Origin of the sequence: Methylovulum sp. (assembly GCF_028687615.1) — a bacterium.
Taxonomy (GTDB): Bacteria; Pseudomonadota; Gammaproteobacteria; order Methylococcales; family Methylomonadaceae; genus Methylovulum.
Window position 1 is genome coordinate 89312 of sequence record NZ_JAQTZU010000013.1, and the last position, 16746, is coordinate 106057.

Annotated in this window: 12 protein-coding genes; 3 read left to right on the forward strand and 9 right to left on the reverse strand. The window is 51.2% G+C overall.

Features of this window, described 5'->3' with window-relative positions; genetic code table 11:
* Positions 1-134: 134 nt before the first annotated feature.
* Positions 135-3680, forward strand: coding sequence for an exodeoxyribonuclease V subunit beta (gene recB, locus PHH59_RS09880; protein WP_300014990.1), 3546 nt, complete (start codon positions 135-137; stop codon positions 3678-3680).
* Positions 3680-5320, forward strand: coding sequence for an exodeoxyribonuclease V subunit alpha (gene recD, locus PHH59_RS09885; protein WP_300014992.1), 1641 nt, complete (start codon positions 3680-3682; stop codon positions 5318-5320). The genes recB and recD overlap by 1 nt, the downstream gene beginning before the upstream one ends.
* 452 nt (positions 5321-5772) lie before the next feature.
* On the opposite strand, the gene PHH59_RS09890 is transcribed toward recD, so the two are convergent.
* The 9 genes from PHH59_RS09890 to PHH59_RS09930 all read right to left on the reverse strand — a co-directional run bounded on the left by PHH59_RS09890 (position 5773) and on the right by PHH59_RS09930 (position 15154).
* Entirely contained in the window at positions 5773-6471 is a 699-nt protein-coding gene (locus tag PHH59_RS09890; protein WP_300014994.1) for an FKBP-type peptidyl-prolyl cis-trans isomerase N-terminal domain-containing protein, read from the reverse strand.
* Positions 6472-6848: 377 nt separating this feature from the next.
* Positions 6849-7073: a DUF4266 domain-containing protein gene (locus tag PHH59_RS09895; RefSeq protein WP_300014996.1), complete on the reverse strand. Its 225-nt coding sequence runs from the start codon at positions 7071-7073 to the stop codon at positions 6849-6851.
* Positions 7074-7154: 81 nt separating this feature from the next.
* Complete coding sequence (locus PHH59_RS09900; RefSeq protein WP_300014998.1) at positions 7155-9902, reverse strand: DUF3570 domain-containing protein; 2748 nt, start codon at positions 9900-9902, stop codon at positions 7155-7157.
* Between the two features lie 167 nt (positions 9903-10069).
* Entirely contained in the window at positions 10070-10603 is a 534-nt protein-coding gene (locus PHH59_RS09905; RefSeq protein WP_300015000.1) for a hypothetical protein, read from the reverse strand.
* A gap of 234 nt (positions 10604-10837) precedes the next feature.
* Positions 10838-11479 (reverse strand): hypothetical protein, encoded by a 642-nt coding sequence (locus PHH59_RS09910; RefSeq protein WP_300015002.1) that lies wholly within the window; start codon positions 11477-11479, stop codon positions 10838-10840.
* A 63-nt stretch (positions 11480-11542) separates the two neighbouring features.
* Positions 11543-11749, reverse strand: coding sequence for a hypothetical protein (locus PHH59_RS09915; RefSeq protein ID WP_300015004.1), 207 nt, complete (start codon positions 11747-11749; stop codon positions 11543-11545).
* A 25-nt stretch (positions 11750-11774) separates the two neighbouring features.
* Complete coding sequence (locus PHH59_RS09920) at positions 11775-12719, reverse strand: HEAT repeat domain-containing protein (protein WP_300015006.1); 945 nt, start codon at positions 12717-12719, stop codon at positions 11775-11777.
* Positions 12720-13379: 660 nt separating this feature from the next.
* A complete protein-coding gene (locus PHH59_RS09925) occupies positions 13380-13820 on the reverse strand; it encodes a TlpA disulfide reductase family protein (protein WP_300015009.1) in 441 nt (146 codons plus the stop codon).
* Positions 13821-13888: 68 nt separating this feature from the next.
* Positions 13889-15154, reverse strand: a complete 1266-nt coding sequence (locus tag PHH59_RS09930; RefSeq protein WP_300015012.1) for a hypothetical protein — start codon at positions 15152-15154, stop codon at positions 13889-13891.
* 504 nt (positions 15155-15658) lie between these two features.
* Between PHH59_RS09930 and tyrS the strand changes: the two genes are divergently transcribed.
* Positions 15659-16746, forward strand: a 1088-nt coding sequence (gene tyrS / locus PHH59_RS09935; RefSeq protein ID WP_300015015.1) for a tyrosine--tRNA ligase, incomplete at its 3' end; no start/stop codon positions are given.

A 16746-nucleotide genomic window follows, 5' to 3' on the forward strand; every position in this document is an offset into this window, starting at 1 on the left:
GGCATTAAGGCTTATGATCAAAATGATCCTTCATCGTGATACCGCCCTCGTATTAACACTTTCAAGCGAACATGTATCATCCATACTGTGCAAACATAACATTGTCAGATGGAAAGCGTTATTTCTAAGAGATTATGGATATAGAATATTTTGATGCAAGCCAAACCCCGTTGCGGCCAGGCGTAAACCTGATCGAAGCCAGTGCGGGTACGGGCAAGACTTACGCCATCGCCATGCTGGTGTTGCGCTTTGTCGTGGAAAATGCCATCAATATCAAAGATATGCTGGTAGTTACCTTCACCAAAGCGGCGACCGAAGAGCTGAAAGACCGTATCCGCAGCCGTTTGGCGGAAGCCAGGCGCGCAGTGTCCGGCGACACGTCGGTTGATCCGGCGATTCTCGACTGGCTGGCGGGTTTGCCGGAATCGCCGGACACCATCAAACAACGTCTGACACTGGCCTTGCTGGACATAGATCAAGCGGGGATTTTCACCATCCACGGTTTTTGCCAAAATGTCTTGCACGATTACGCATTGGAAAGCGGGCAGTTGTTTGACGCGGAACTGACGGGCGAATTGGCAAGCATCAAACAAGCCTGCGCCGATGATTTTTGGCGGCAACAGATGGCGCGGCCTTTGTGGGACGTGGCGGTGCTGACCGCGCAATTCAAAACACCGGATGCCTTGCTCGCTAGTCTTAGCGGTTTTCCCGGTGCAGGATTGAGTGCCAATTCGTCTATCCAGATTTATCCTGATAACAGTGATTTGGATGCGGTGTTGGCGGCGTTCAAACAGTTGGCGGTGCAAGCGCAAACCCGCTTGGACGCAACCGCCAGCCGCGTCCGACAAAGCTTTGCCGAGGAGAAATTTAAAGCCAGTTACAGCGACAATTTTATTAATCACTACGAAACCTTATCGGCCTGGCTGCAAGGCCATAGTTTCGACATTCCCGACGCGCAAGCCTTTGCCCTGCTCACCGGACAAGGCTTGCTGGATGCTTTGCACGGCAACAAATTCCGTGACACTAAAACGCAAAAAAGCGCGGAGCGTAAGCAAGATTATCTGGCAATCCTCGCCATCGACACCCAAATCTTCGACGACCTAGCCGCCGCCTACGCGCAAATCCCTATCCTGTTCCGGCGTTTGTTGCTGGAAATCCTGCGCGTGGAATTGGACAAACGCCTGTTGCAAATGAACGTGATGTCTTTTGATGATTTGATTAACCGCCTCGCCGAAGCCCTGCAAACTGAACAAGGCGCGTTGTTGATTGCTGCGTTGCGGGAAAAATACCAAGCTGCATTGATTGATGAATTTCAAGACACCGATGACAGCCAATGGCTGATTTTCTCGTCGATATTTGCCGCGCCCCCGCAAGATGGAGCGGAAAACCGCCCGTTTTTATACCTGATTGGCGACCCGAAACAGGCCATCTACAAATTCCGTGGCGCGGACATTTATTCCTATCTCGCGGCGCAAAAACAAGCCGAATATCCGTACACCTTGGGCAAAAACTGGCGGTCGCATCCGCGCTTGGTCGCCGCCGTCAACACCTTGTTCCAACGCGAACAGGCGTTTCTGCTGGAAGACGTGCATTTTCGCGCGGTCGGTGCGGGCAAGGCGGACGATTGCACGGCTTTGCAACGGGACGATGCCGCCATCGCGCCGATGATGCTCTGGCACACACCCAAAAGTGATAGCAAATCAGGCTATTGGACGGCGGGCAAGGCCGCACAAGCCATCCAGTATTTTGTGGTGCAGGAAGTGGTGGATTTGCTCACGGCAAACATCTGCTTCCAACCCGGCAATACACCGCTAGTTGCCAAAGACATTGCCATCCTCGTCCGCACCAACCATCAAGCCCGCGATTACCAAACTGTGTTGCGCAGCGTCGGTGTGCCATCGGTCATCAACAGCACCGAATCGGTGTTCGCCAGCCAAGAAGCCGCCGATTTGTATATTTTGCTCGAAGCCGTCGCCAATCCTGGCGATACGGCCTTGCTCAAACAAGCCCTGGCCTTGGATTGGTTGGGGTTGGACGGACAAGCCTTGTATCGGCTCAGCGATAATGAAGCCGAGCTAGACCAATGGCTGTCGCGTTTCGCAGGATATTACCAAGACTGGCAAACCTTGGGTTTGATGGCGATGCTGATGAATGTGTTGGAGCGCGGGCAAATCCGTCTACATATCGCCAAAACCCTGATGGCGGAACGGCAATTGACCAATTTGCACCATTTGCTGGAATTGCTGCAACAAGCCGTGTTGGACGAGCATCTAGGCATCGGCAAAACCCTGGACTGGCTACGCGCGGCGATTGCCAAGGCGGGCGGTGATGAAAACGAACAGTTACGGTTGGAAAGTGACGAAGACGCGGTGAAAATCGTCACCATGCACCGTGCTAAGGGTTTGGAATATCCGGTGGTGTTTTGCCCGTATCTCTGGCAACGCAGTGACCGCTTGTACAGTGAGAAAAATCTACTCACCTGCCATCTCGATGGGTGTGTGCGCGTTGATTTGGGTTCGGAAGTTTTCGAGCAACACCGCGAGCAAGCCCTGTACGAAGAGCTTGCCGAAGATTTGCGGGTGTTTTATGTCGCCGTCACCCGTGCCAAATACCGTTGCTATCTGGCGTGGGCGGATGTACGCAGCGAAGCCGAACCTAACGAATCGGCGATGGCGTGGCTATTGGATTTTGCCGCCGCCGATTTTGCCCGGCAACAAGCCGTGTTGAGCGGTTTGGCAAACACCGCACCCGATAGCTTTGCCTATCGCTTATTGGATTTGGCGGACATGCAAGGTATCACTCCACTAAACCCCAACATGAAAACCAACGTTTCACTGCAAGCACGCAGCTTAAAACGCTCCTTATACACACGTTGGCAAATGAGCAGCTACACGGCGTTGTCCGCACTTAGCCACACCGACACGCCGGAATTGCCACAAGACAAAGCCCGCGAACCCGCCGCTGGGCCAGCCGAAAGATCCGCCACCGAACTGCCACGCGGGGCGCATACCGGCAACGTCGTCCACGATTTGCTGGAAAACAACCGCTACGCCGATTTGGCAAAACGGGTGGACATCAGCGAACAGCGCGACAAAGCCTGTCTGCGTTATGGCCTAAAGCTGCCCGCACCGGATTTATTGGAAGACTTGTTGCAAGCCGTGGTCAGCACACCTTTGTCTAGCGATGATCCCGCATTCTGCCTGATGAACCTGCCGGAAGCGCAAACCTTAAAAGAAATGCCGTTTTATTTGGCGATGCAAGACATGGATGCCAGCCATATCAACCGTATCCTGGATGGCTCACCCGCTTACCAGCCGTTAAGCAGCAAGCAAATGTGCGGTTTTTTGACCGGATTCATCGACTTGATCTGCGCCTACCAAGGCCGTTTTTATGTCATGGATTACAAAACCAACGCCCTGCCGGATTACCAACCCGCAACCCTGACCGAAGCCATGCGTGAACATAATTACGGCTTGCAATACTGGCTGTACACCGTCGTTTTGCACCGTTATTTGCAAACCCGTTTGCCAAATTATGATTTTGACCAACATGTTGGCGGCGTGCGTTATTTGTTCGTGCGCGGGATGCAGCCGGAGGTGGCGATGAGCGGGGTTTATGACGATAAGCCGGATTTGCCACGGGTTGAGGCCTTGGCGGCGTTGTTTGGAGGGCAATCATAATGGAAGAATCGCGTTTCACCCGCTTAGACACCGCGTTTGCCCGCTTCCTTAGCCAGCGTAGCCGTTTGGAAGGCCAAGCTAAGCAAGGATTTGAACAAGTGCTGATGCGTTTGTCTTTCGAGCAAAACCAAGGCCATAACTGTATTGCCATTGAATCGGAAGAACACGAGTTGCTATTGGCTTCGGGGCTTGTGGATCTGCAAGGGAATTTGCCTTTGGTGGTTGAGCAAAACCGCTTGTATTTACAGCGGTACTGGCAATATGAACAGCGGCTGGCAGGGCAACTACAGCTGATGATGCGCGGTGCGCCACTGCCGAATCTGGCTGATCTTGACGGTTTGCTCAATCAGTATTTTCCAAACCTTTCGGCTGACAGGGATTGGCAACGCGAAGCGGCGCAAGTCGCCGTCACTCAGCCGTTTAGTATCATCACGGGCGGGCCAGGTACGGGTAAAACGACGACGGTGGTGAAAATCCTCGCGGTGTTGCAGGAGTTGGTCACACAGCCCTTATTGATCGCCCTGGCGGCACCGACAGGCAAGGCGGCAATGCGTTTGCAAGAATCCATCGGGCAGCGCAAGGCGGATTTACCGTGTGCGGAAGCCATCAAAAAAATCATCCCCGACACCGTGACGACCTTGCACCGCTTGCTGGGCGCGAAGCCGCCGTCGCCGTATTTCCGTCATCATGCCGCGCAACCCTTGATTTATGATGTGGTGGTGGTTGATGAAGCGTCAATGGTCGATTTGGCCTTGATGGGCAAGTTGGTTGACGCGCTGAAACCGAATGCCCGTTTGATTTTGCTGGGCGATAAAGACCAGTTGGCCTCGGTCGAATCGGGCGCGGTGTTGGCGGATTTGGTCGCCGCGTTGCCAAATCAAGCCTTGGAGCTGAAAACCACGCACCGTTTTGGCGGCGCGATTAAAGTGCTGGCGGATGCGGTCAACCAGCAGGATATTGACGCGGTATGGCAGGTGTTACGCCAAGGCGATCAGGCTTGTGGCCTTTTAGATGATGATGTCATCGACTATGCGGCGCGTCGGCATAGCGGGTATTTACGTTTACTGCAAAACGGCGCGGATTTTACCGGGCTGTTTGCCGAATTCAGCCGTTTCCAAGTGTTGTGCGCCAATCGTCAGGGCAAAAACAGCGTCGCCGAACTGAATCATGGCGTGGAGCAAAAATTATTGGCGCAAGGTTTAATCCACGTTTCCGGTTTATGGTATGTCGGTCGCCCTATCATGGTGACGCAAAACAATGCGGCACTGCATCTTTATAATGGCGACATGGGTTTGTGTTTGCCCGATAGGGAACAGCAGGGCAAGTTGATGGTGTTTTTCCAACGTGCCGATGGCAGCGTCAAAAAATACCTGCCCGCCCGTGTCCCGCATTGTGAAACCGTGTTTGCGATGACCATCCATAAAAGCCAAGGTTCTGAATTTGAAGAAGTGCTGATTGTGTTGCCGGACGCGATGAATCCGGTGTTGACCAAAGAATTACTGTACACGGCGATTACACGCGCGAAGCAGGTGGTGAAATTGGTTGTCGATGACGATGTGTTGGCACAAACCGTCGCCCAGAAAGTGGCGCGGGTGACGGGGTTGGTGGATAAGTTTCGTGCGGATGTTGCAAAAAGCTAATGTCCACGAAAGACACGAAAGGCACGAAACTTAAAGTTTTGGTCATCTTAAAGTTTCAAAATCGCTATAGGTACTGAAAACGTTACAGAACGGGTCGCTTCGGCACACCGCTACGCTGCTCTGTCCATAGACCCCCTTGAGGGGCATTGCTCTACCTCTGTCCATAGACCACCCTTGTGGTGGCATCCATGCAGTCGTAATGCGCCTACTGTTGGAACAAACCCGTTCCGGCTTGCGTTAATTATCAATGTTAAAAAGTTATAAACACCTAAGTAGGTGTGCATAAGTCTTTTAACATTTTTAAGAAGAAGCCGTCATTCCGGCAATCCCTGCCGGAATGACGATGCTTTCTTCGCTTTATGAGGAAGATGTAGATTCCAGATTTTACAGATTGTAATGTTAAAAGACTTTTGCACCACTACTTACTTAACTGACCGTAATCAGCGTCTTCTTTATTTTATTTCCAATAGATAGGTATCTATCACCAGGGTTTCATTCGGCAATACGCCTTTTTCACTTAAGCCTTTCTCCCCGAAGGCCAACTCACCAGGGATAAACAGCCGCCATTTGCTCTCCTGCGGCATCAGCAGCAGTGCTTCCTGCCAGCCTTTGCTGAGGATTTTTTCCAGTTTTATTTCGTACATCTTTGCTTTTCCTTTGGTCATGGTGTCGGCCTTAAGCTTGCCGTCTATTCCGCTGATGGTGTACATAATGCCGACGGTATCCTTAAGCCTGGGTTTTTCGCCTTTGCCTTCTTTTAGCACGAGGTATTGAACACCGCCGGGCAGCAATACTACGCCTTTATTGGCCTTGTTCTGTGCTAAAAAAACGTGTCCGGCGGCGAGATTGGCGGCTTTCAGTTCTGCATAACTTAACCCCGCCAAGGCTTGCCATTCGGCTTGGGTCGGTTCTGGCGCAGATTTACCCGCCAAAGCATCGCGTAAGCCTTGTCCGTAAGCGGATTGATCCAGTGGGTATTGCCCGTCAGATAAGGTGTTAATGTGCATCAGGCCCAGGTTGTAGCTGGCTTGTTGCGCTGTAGGGCTTAACGGGGCGGGTGTTTCGGTCGTGGCTTCGGTATTTTGGGTTGTTGTCGCGCATCCGGTCAATACGGCAAGCACAATAAACACAGGCAAGGGTTTTAGTCTCATTCGTACTCCATTTTGTTACTGTTTTAGCATTTAACAATTCATTAAGACCTTTCAGGTTTTTAAAACCTGAAAGGTCTTAAGTGACGAAGTTGATTTAGGCTCATTCCTAAGTAAAGTTAAGTGCATCATCGCGGTTTAGCGGGGTCTTCCAGTTGTAGGGTCACTGCCATTAAGTTAAGAAATAAATTTTAAAAATCATTATATTAGAAATTGTAGCTTGGGTTACGCTATCGCTACCAACAGTAGGTGAATTAGGCGGCCCAAGCTACAATGCTCCGTATCACTAATGCTTTCACAGAACCATAGGGTGTGCTAAACGAAGCGCATCGTCTGCGAAAACTACCCACAGGGGCACAAGTGCGCTTCGTTCCAATGGTTTAATAACAGCCACAACCACCGCCCTGCGCGGTATTGCCGCCCGCTACCGCCTCGCGGCTGCCGTAGTTATGCGCCCGTAACGCACTTTGCAAGGGATACGGGTCTAAGGCCATTTGTGGTTTGGCGAGGTTGCCGCGCTCCCACGGTTGCACGGGGGCGCAGGCGGCCAAATAAAAGCTCACTAAGGCCAGGCCCAAGTATTTTGTGAATGGGATCATGTTCATTCGTTTTTCTCCTGTTGTCATTAATGTACTGCCCAATCTGTCAGCGGCTTTTCAAGCCTAAAACCTGACCTACAAATGCCGTCAAAACCCATAGCTCCAAGTAAAGTTAAGCGCGTAGTCGCGGTCTAGCTGGTAGCCGTTGTAGTCGGTGTGCACCGGTTGCAGCCACTCGAACTTGAGGGCGTTGCCTTGGAAGGCGCCGCTGGGGACGGTGACGTTGACGCCCAAACCCAGATCGACATACTGGCCGCCGTAGTTGGCGGGGAAGTCGAACGGGCCGATGTGTTGGGGGACGAAGGGGACCAGTTCACCAGTGTTAGGATCGCTCACTTGTGTCTGGCTGGGGTGAATGACGCCGTAAATCCGGTCTTGCCAGGTGTACACGCCACGCACGGTGGTTGCCAGCCAGTTCGTCCAGTTATAGCCGCCCCAGACGCTACTCTGGAAAATGTCGCCGAGCCGGTAGCCGGATTTGTTTTGGTCTTCCAGCCGCAGCGTGGCGGTGGCTTGTGCGCCCCAGAGGAAGTTGTCCAACCCGCCCGCGTAGGTCAGGGCGGGTTTGAAATCCCAAGTGCCGCTGCCTAGCTGCATCCCGTAATGGATGAGTTGGTCGTCAACGGGGTTTATTGCGGTTTTCCGTAAGGTGATGCCGACATCGCCAGTGGGCGCGGTGCCGCCCAGGCTTAAGGTCAAATGATGGTTAGGATGGTCGAAGGCTTTGAACAAGGCGTAAGCGCCAAAATCGCCGATGCCGCCGGTTTGGTGGGCGTGTGTCGCACCATGTCCACCATGTCCGCCGCCGCTAAGCTGAACGTTATCATTGGGGGTCATGGTCATTTCCATGTCCATCCATTGTGGCATCAGCATCAAGGTCAGGCTATCAGTCGGCGCAACCATCAAGTCCAGCATGTGCATGTTCATCGCCATGAAGTTGGGCGTGACCGCGCATTCCCTGTCACCGCAGCCGTTGGCGTTGACCGCTCCCAAGCTGACCGGATGGCTGCCCTGCAACATTTTGCCCGCCTGGTCATTTCGCATAAAGCGGTAACCCGCCATGAAATCGCCCGCTTTCGGCAAGGTGTGGTCGAACATGACTCCGGCGGGCGAGTTGGCATGATGGTGATGATGTCCGCCATGCCCGTCATGGCTGCCGCCACCAAAACTCAACGCCCCCAAGTTGACTTTGAGTGCGGCATTCGCCACCCAGTAATCGTAATCAGCAAACGCCTGTTCGCCACCGCCACCGATTTTTAGGTTGCCTTGGTGGGTGTAATATTCAAAGCCGGTTTCCAGGCTGACGCCTTTGGCGAATTTCTTTTCAACCGTGACACCGCCGCTCAAGGTGCCGAAACCGGACAGGCGTTGGTCGCTGGAGTAAAACTTGGGAATTTCACGGGTTATTTCCCCATTCTCACTAATGAGAAATATACCGGTGTTGGTATAAAAATCGGCGGCGGATTGGGAGTAATAACGGATATGTGGCGTGACCGCCCAACCCGCGCCCAAGGGTTGCACCCAATCCCCCTCGAAGGTGTGCGCTTGGATGCCCCAGTTGTCGTGGGCAAAGTGGTAGTTGACATGCAGGGCGGCATCAAAAGGTTCAATGTAGCGGTTGTAACCCAGATGCCAGTTGAACAAATTGCGCTCGTCGGGGCGGACTTCCAACAAGGCTTTTGAACCGGTGACTACCCCTACATCCTCACCGGTATGGAAGCTTACGTTGTGAAAATAAACCAGTTTATAGGGATTGGACAGGTAGCCGGTGCTGCGGGTGTAGGCCAAATCCAGCGACAGCAGCGAGTTTTTGTCCAGCACCTGGGAGAGCCCCAATTGCGTGCCCCAATCTTGCCGGTTGCCGTGCAAAATGGCATTAGTCAGGGTGCCATCGACGGTATAAGTGCTGTCGACATACCCGGCGGCAACTTCGGGTTTTTTCTTGGTGATAATAGTGCCAGAAACCAAAGAAGTGTCATATTTCGAAATATCAAAGAAAGGCAAGCCATCGGGGTCGAGCGTGGCAAAGGTGTCGCTGTTGGTGTAGCTGGTTCCCCAATTGAGCGTGGTCAATTTTCGGTTGAAGTCAAAACGTCCGCCCACGCTGCCAAAGCGAGATTCGTAGTCGTTCTCTATGGAAATGCCGCCGCCGATGTCCAAGGCTGCTTCGTCCCATTGATAACTCAGCTTGAAGTCGCCTTGTTTGCGGGTTTCCGGGGAGGCGTAGGACATCACATGGGTCAACCGGTTGTCTATAGGGCCAAAGGTTTGGTTGCCCGTTGTTAGGTCAATGGAACGGTTCAAAAAATTAAGGTTTCTATCAATAAAATATTCAGCCCCGTTACTTGCCTGAGCAAAGGGTGATGCTCCAGTGACGGTAGTGAGATTACCAAGGTTATCTCTAACGCCCCTTGCAAGATTGACAACTGCTACGACTGGAGCGGTACCTAAAGGCGTGGCGCCCGACCAAGTGTCCTGGGTGTAGTTGAAAGCAAACTTGATGCGGTCGGTCAGGGTAAAGCGGCCGCTGCCGTGGACGCTGTCCACCTCGATGGGGTTGAGGTTTTGCGGCAGTTTAGTGTCCAGGAAATTGACGGAAACTCCGGGAACAATGTTTGGCACAAGGCCATAAATATCCCGCTTGCCTTCCTGGTAATGGCTGTATTGGAAATCGACACTATCTTCTTCGGCGGCTTTAGCGGTTGACATCAACAAGCCGGGCAGCAGCAGTGCGGCGGCGGTAAGGACTTGCAGCGGCAACGATAAGCTTGACCGGGGGTTATCTTGATTGCCGTTAATCTGATGGCCTGTTATTTCTTTTGTGATTTTTTTCATACCTTTCTCGCATATTTATAGTCTGTTTTTTACGAGTTGCGTAGGGTATGCATCGCGTACCTTTTTTCTAAGTTTTGTAGGGTATGCGGTGCATACCCTACAAAACTTAGAATCAACCCCAAAACCCGCCCTGACTTAAACCAGGGCGGGCGTACTAAACGAAGATGTTATTGATCTTGTAAATAACCTAGAGGCGCAGGACTAAAAGTTGATGCTTGGTGAGTCGGATCCCCTGAGTACACTTCGCAATGTTGATTCAGCGAATAGTCCTCTACAGCGTTATTCGCCACATCCTTTGTTACTGCAATGCAGTAATAATTATTCGGTGAGACTTGACTGACGCTGATATTTGTCCTGGTACTCCATGCGCCACTGTCATTTCCGGTTAGCTGTCCCGCCGTCCAACCAGCGGCAGTCAGATCGGCGGGAGCGGCTGGAGATGCAAAAGCTGGGCATGTGGACGAGCTAGTCGCTTTCGCTATTTGCACCTTTATCTTAGCCGCAGCATTGACAGTAGGCCCGTCTTGGGCAGAAACAGACCCTACGGTTATCCCAACTTGACCCGAACATTTAAAAAGGATGACATCCCTCGCCGTAGTGGATACACCAAGCGTGCCTGCAAAGTTATTATGGGCATAGGCTGTTGTTGATAATAAAGCGGTCACTAAAGCCGCCAGACTGGTTGATTTAATAATATTCATTTAATTTTCTCCAATTGCCGTTAGCGTAACGGTGGATTTACAAAAAAATTGTGAGCCAATCAACGCGCCGTTGATATACGAAGAAAGCTTGTTTTCAGTTTCCCTGTATTTCCGCGTGTGGACGATAGTTTCGTGCAGACAAACATCTGCCCTAACTATCCAGGGCAGACGAATTGCTGGAAGCGGCACTGTTGAGACCACTGCTTTTTATGGCGCGTAAACTGGCGAACTTAACTATTGGTCAATAGACAGATCGATATCGCCATCGTCTAAAGGCCCAAATGTGTCGTTACCTAACAATTCCGGCGCGCGTCCATTGACCGATACTTGAGCCGTTCCGGTCTCGTCGCCAGCAGCGTTCAAGCAGTGGAAGATAATGCCGTAGCGTTGTGATACCGGATGCAGATCGCTTTTGTCCACCAGGATGTTGTATTCGCCATTGGCATTGCCTGCATCGGCGGCGGCGTTAGGCGCGCCTGTTTGCAATTGTGGGCGCAATACTGCGAAGGCCGAAGTAGGGGTCGATCCGGCGGCTGCCGTGCAAGATGCGGTGTCGATGCTGTCGCCTGAGGCATAAGCCGTATCGGACTTGATCGCCGAAGGCGCATAGCCTTCCCGTGCGATTTGCACCCGTACACCCAAGCCAGTGACATTAGCACTTTGTTTTTGCACCGCCGCTTCCACGCGTTCGGCATTGCCGTTGCCATCGTCAAAGCATTGCAAACGATATAAATCGTGGGTATTGGTGGCACTGCCCAATAGCAATGGCTGGCTGCCACTGGAATTAAAGCAATGCGCCGAAGCGACACTGGCAAAACCTGCTGAAACCAGCAGTAGTGAGGTGGCTAAAGCCGTTTTTTTGAAAAGAGTACGCATGTTACAATCTCCTCGGGTTTGTTAAGCCCGCTTTAGTTTTATAAAAATAACGATAAATGCCTGTCACTGTGTCTTTTCTACAGTGAATGAGCGTGGTAGCGGGTGAAACGCTTTGTTTAAGGGCGTTGTTTCACCTGCCAGTTTTGTCAACGCTTCTTGCCGGAAACGTTGACGAAGCGGAATCCTTGCCGCTTGTCCGGTACTCCTGACGGCCTGCCTGGGTTTGCACAGGCAGGCCGTCATGGAATTTTTGCCGGTTTCTCCCCTCATCCTATTGGCCCTGGGTTATGCCCGGTCATTGTTCAACTTCGCTATCGGGCAACCTATCCTTGATAAAATCCAACGCTATTTTTTCGCCGCCTTTAGTGGCTTTTTGCAACAAAGCAAGGTCTTGGGATAAGGTGTTTTCGTCGGTTGTGCGCCCCGCATTATCGTCGGTCTGGGGCTGTTGATTGAGTTCGGCGATCAGCTCAGGGTCGCCGGATTGGGTGATGCTGGCGGCGGCCTGTTCGCGGACAGCGGCATTTTCGTCCGTTAAGGCCTGCCGTAATGCGTCTTTGACATCGGGGTCGTCCTTATTGTCAGCTAAACCCAAGTTGTAGAGGGCGGTGGCCCGTTCCTCCGGGTTTTTTGCGGCAGTTTGTTTCAGTGTTTCTTCAAACTGGTCGCGGTCCCGTTCGGCAATAGCTTGGTGTTTGGATTGCTGCTGTGCGGGTTTTGACGGTTGCTCCGCGATGGTCCCGGCTTTTGCTGAATCGGCATGGGACATCGGCGTTGGGACGGATAATATCCATAGTTCTACGGGCTGTGGCTCAAGATGTGCCGTCTGGTCTGCTTTGGCGAGTTTTTCCGGCATTTTTGTCATCATATTGACTGGTTGCCCTAACAGGCATTCGATGACCGTTTTAACGTTTGTTTCCGCACAAGTGACAGTTATGGGATTCGGCGGCAAAGCGGGATAATGGATTTTCACCCCGGTTTTGGCGCTGAGTGTTGTTAAAATCCGGCTTAATGTGGCTTGTTTTGCCCGCAAGCGGATCGGGCCGCCTTTATTTTTCGGCAGGTCAACTTGAATGCTGGGCTGAATGGTTTTTAGCTTGCTGTTTTGCCGCGTATTTTTTGCGGGTTCGTCACCTGCCATGGTGCTTTGTGCAATGGACAGCAGGCCTGCAACCAGCAGTACGCAATAAAGTGATGGGACGTTGATGGAAAATTTCTTGACTTCTTGAACTGGCTGCATAGGCTTTACCCCTAAAAATATAGCTTCTTTAAGTAAGGTACGGGCAAAAGGCCTCGTCTAAATGCCCGTAGGACGCAACTCATTGGCAAGTTAGAAACTACGAATGAGTTTGGCGCGTTACGGCAACTCGTTTGCAAACGACGAAAGACGCAGACACTAGGGCGGGCATTTACACGCGTTGACTGACGCAAAGCACATAGCGTTTTTCGTGCCAATAAATTTGAGGGAGGGGGGAACTATTGGGGATTTTTAAAACCATGCTATTTCTGCCGGAAATAGGTGCTATGTTAATGATAGCTATGGTAAAAAATAATTTTTGGCTCTTTATGGTGAAACCCGCTTAGCTTTTATTCTGACAGTCATTAATGCCGTGTTTTAAAAAAAGCAGGTGATATGGCGTATTTTTGAAATTTTATGCAGCCTTGAACCCCCCGTGTGGCGCGGCTTCCAGAAGAAAGTGCGTCATATCACACAACAGGTGTTTGATATGACGTAGTTTTTTAAGGAGGTCGTGCTTCAATATACGATTAGGTTAAAAATCATACGATGGTTTATTGCTATACCGACTTTTTGCAATCACGTTGCGCGTCATGCCCATGTGGGTTGACGGTTATTTGAAGGGTGGTTAATTGGGTGAAAAGTGTGCGTAATCTGGAAAAATTATAACAAGCGCGTTATCTGCTGCGCCAACTCTTGACGGGTAAGTGCGCCGAGATGGCGATAAACAATGTTTCCATTTTTATCGATGATGAAAGTCGTGGGCGCAACTATCACGCCATAGTTATGATTGAGACGGTTGTCCGTGATGACAATGGGGTAATTTACTTGATATTTTTTGGCAAAAGCTTGTACGCCAGCTTGATTGGACTGATCCATAGCCACCCCGATCACGACTAGACCTTGGCCTACGAATTGTTTTTGCACTGCCACTAAATCTGGGGTTTCCTTAAGGCAAGGCGCACACCAGGTGCCCCAAAAATTCAGCACGACGACTTTGCCTTTGTACTGTTTCAAACCCACGGTTTTGCCGCCTAGGTCGGTCAGCTCGAAGTCCGGTGCGGGAACGTCGGTGTCGGGGGGCGAGGCTAGGGCTAGGTGCATTACGCAAATCAACAGTAGTGTTACTGATGCTAAAAATCTGGAGAGGTAAGATAAATGCCGCACAATTTTCATTCCGTCACCTTAACTTTAACTAAACCCAGTTTTTTACCCTGTTCGTCATGCCAGCCAACGATAACAGAACCGTTGGTTTTTACCATACGCGGCCCGGGCCATTTATAGCTTCCATTGGGCAGTGTGTGCACGGTCGTCCGGTGTTCGATCCGGCCATCGTCGAAAATTCTCGCCAGCTTGATCATTTCACCCGCCGTGCTGGAGCTGGTCCAAACCAATAAAGCCGACTGTGCGCTTTCCATTGCGATACCACTAACGCCTGTCGCATTCTCCAACTCAACGTCAATCGGGGCGGCAAAGTGACGGCTGTTGTCTTCAGAAAATGCGGCGCGGACGATCAGCTTATTGTTTAGCAATGTTGTCCAGGCGACAGCTACGGAATTTTGCAGCACAGCTATAACGGGGCCGCTAGATGGGCAACCGTCAAATACCCAGTGGTCGTTATGGATAATTTGGGGTAAACCAGGCTTATCTTGACCGATACGCATAATTGTGGGGTCCCGGATGTTGACGGGCTGAAGTCCACGGTATACCAAAAGGCCGTCCAATCCATCCGCCGCCAAAGCAGGCGGGCAACATCCGCAAAATTCCCTAGCGGCTTGCATCCCCTTTATTTGGGTGGTATCCGGCGAAATTTTGGCAACATATAAAGTTGAAGTGGTTTCAGTGTCGGTGACTGCTTTGGGATGGTCAGACGGGATTGGCTGGATAACCGGCACGTCTATCCAGGCCGTGAGCAGCGAACCATCCGCAAACGCTGCAAGGGACGGAAGGGTTTTACCCGATGTTTCTTTTTCCTGATTGGCCTTAAGCGGTGTGCTCCAGCGATTATCGGGACTATCGGCTTTTGACATGTAAATGTCCTGTACTTCACCGCCTGTTTTATAAGGCTTGGAAACCATAAACAGTGCCGCCAAGTTATCGCCATTGACTGGGGCGATTTGGGCATCGGCTATGTTAGCCATGTCGGTGACCGGATTCGGCTCTGTCCATTTATCGCCTTTCCAGTTTGAAACCTGTAGATTGCCGGTTCCGCCGGGTAAATTCCGCCACCAAGCTACCGATACGGTTCCGTCAGGAAAGGCGGCCAACCGTTGTCCTATGGCGGTATTGGGGACGGGGCTAATGATCGGGGCGGAAAAAAACGGGGTTTGCGGGTCAAGCCTTAGTGCCTGGATGTTTTGGTCCGCACACCCGTTTGCCAAGATGATAAGGGTCGTTAATAGCAAAGTTTTCAATAATATTGAATCTGAATCTGGCATATCCACTCCCGGATAATTTCCATCTAGGGTTAAAAAGTGTCGGCGATTGTATCACCCTGATACGGGGACGGAAAATTTCAGGGCACTTGCCGCTTCGACGGTCAACTCATTGACAGGCAAGCCATTAGTTTGACTAGTGGACTTTCAAGGCTTGGCCTTGGCGGTCACAAGGAGCAACTGTCATGACTTTATTTCTTACGGAATCTTATGTCATTCAAAATGGTTCGTGTGAATGTTGCAAAAAGGCTAATGTCCACGAAAGGCACGAAAAAGTGATGCTTAACTTTCGGATTAGCCGCGTGGCTTGATGATCTGGCGGTACAAACATTTTCGGCATTGCCTGATTCGCTGTTTTTTCGTGCCTTTCGTGGTTTTCGTGGTTTTCGTGGACAAATGCTTTAAATCAGTATGCTTCGAGTTTCAATATTGATAAGGTTTCTAGCTGGATAGGCTTTTATAACTTTATAATGCCGACATTTTTTAAGACAAGTTTGGAGAAATATTTTGCAAGCGGATGTATTGGCGACAATTTTAAGAGGCGCGGACGAAGTTCTGGTGGAAGCGGAGCTGGTCAAGAAACTGGAAGAGGGCAGGCCGTTACGGATTAAAGCGGGCTTTGACCCGACGGCGCCGGATTTGCATTTAGGGCATACGGTGCTGATCAACAAGCTCAAGCAATTTCAAGACTTAGGCCATGAAGTCTTGTTCTTGATTGGCGATTTCACGGGCATGATTGGCGATCCGACGGGTAAAAACGTCACCCGTAAGCCCTTGACCCGCGAAGCCGTGTTGGCGAATGCCCAGACCTATCAGGAACAGATTTTTAAAATCCTTGATCCTGATAAAACCCAAGTGATGTTCAATTCAACGTGGATGAACGTCATGTCACCCGCCGAATTGATCCAACTGGCAGCCAAGCACACCGTGGCGCGGATGTTGGAGCGTGATGATTTCAGCAAGCGCTTCAAAGGCGGTCAGCCGATTGCCATCCATGAGTTTTTGTACCCCTTGATCCAAGGTTACGATTCGGTCGCTATGAAGGCCGACGTCGAATTGGGCGGGACAGACCAAAAATTCAATTTATTGATGGGGCGGCATTTGCAGGAGGTTTACGGTCAAAAACCGCAAACCATCCTCACCATGCCGATTTTGGAAGGCTTGGACGGTGTGCAGAAAATGTCCAAGTCGTTGAACAATTATATCGGCATTGCCGATGCGGCGGACGAGATGTTCGGCAAAATCATGTCCATTTCCGATGAATTGATGTGGCGTTATTTTGAGTTGCTGAGTTTCCGGCCGATGGCGGAAATCAACCAATGGGCGCAAGAAGGCAAGGACGGGGCCAATCCGCGCAATTATAAGGTCTTGTTGGCGCAGGAAATCATCGCCCGCTTCCATGATGAAGCCGCCGCCGTCAAAGCGTTGGAAAACTTTGAGGCAAGGTTCCAGCGTGGTGCGGTACCGGATGATATAGAAGAAATCGAATTAAGAATTGCCGGAAATGCTTATGGCATCGCCAATGTGTTGCGGGATGCGGGCTTGACGGCAAGCACATCCGAAGCCATCCGCATGGTCAACCAAGGCGCGGTGAA

Bases quoted from the DNA above. Each gene is read 5' to 3' on its own strand.
- recB (WP_300014990.1), top strand. From the start codon at position 135: ATGGATATAGAATATTTTGATGCAAGCCAAACCCCGTTGCGGCCAGGC.
- recD (WP_300014992.1), top strand. From the start codon at position 3,680: ATGGAAGAATCGCGTTTCACCCGCTTAGACACCGCGTTTGCCCGCTTC.
- PHH59_RS09890 (WP_300014994.1), bottom strand. From the start codon at position 6,471: ATGAGACTAAAACCCTTGCCTGTGTTTATTGTGCTTGCCGTATTGACC.
- PHH59_RS09895 (WP_300014996.1), bottom strand. From the start codon at position 7,073: ATGAACATGATCCCATTCACAAAATACTTGGGCCTGGCCTTAGTGAGC.
- PHH59_RS09900 (WP_300014998.1), bottom strand. From the start codon at position 9,902: ATGAAAAAAATCACAAAAGAAATAACAGGCCATCAGATTAACGGCAAT.
- PHH59_RS09905 (WP_300015000.1), bottom strand. From the start codon at position 10,603: ATGAATATTATTAAATCAACCAGTCTGGCGGCTTTAGTGACCGCTTTA.
- PHH59_RS09910 (WP_300015002.1), bottom strand. From the start codon at position 11,479: ATGCGTACTCTTTTCAAAAAAACGGCTTTAGCCACCTCACTACTGCTG.
- PHH59_RS09915 (WP_300015004.1), bottom strand. From the start codon at position 11,749: ATGAGGGGAGAAACCGGCAAAAATTCCATGACGGCCTGCCTGTGCAAA.
- PHH59_RS09920 (WP_300015006.1), bottom strand. From the start codon at position 12,719: ATGCAGCCAGTTCAAGAAGTCAAGAAATTTTCCATCAACGTCCCATCA.
- PHH59_RS09925 (WP_300015009.1), bottom strand. From the start codon at position 13,820: ATGCACCTAGCCCTAGCCTCGCCCCCCGACACCGACGTTCCCGCACCG.
- PHH59_RS09930 (WP_300015012.1), bottom strand. From the start codon at position 15,154: ATGCCAGATTCAGATTCAATATTATTGAAAACTTTGCTATTAACGACC.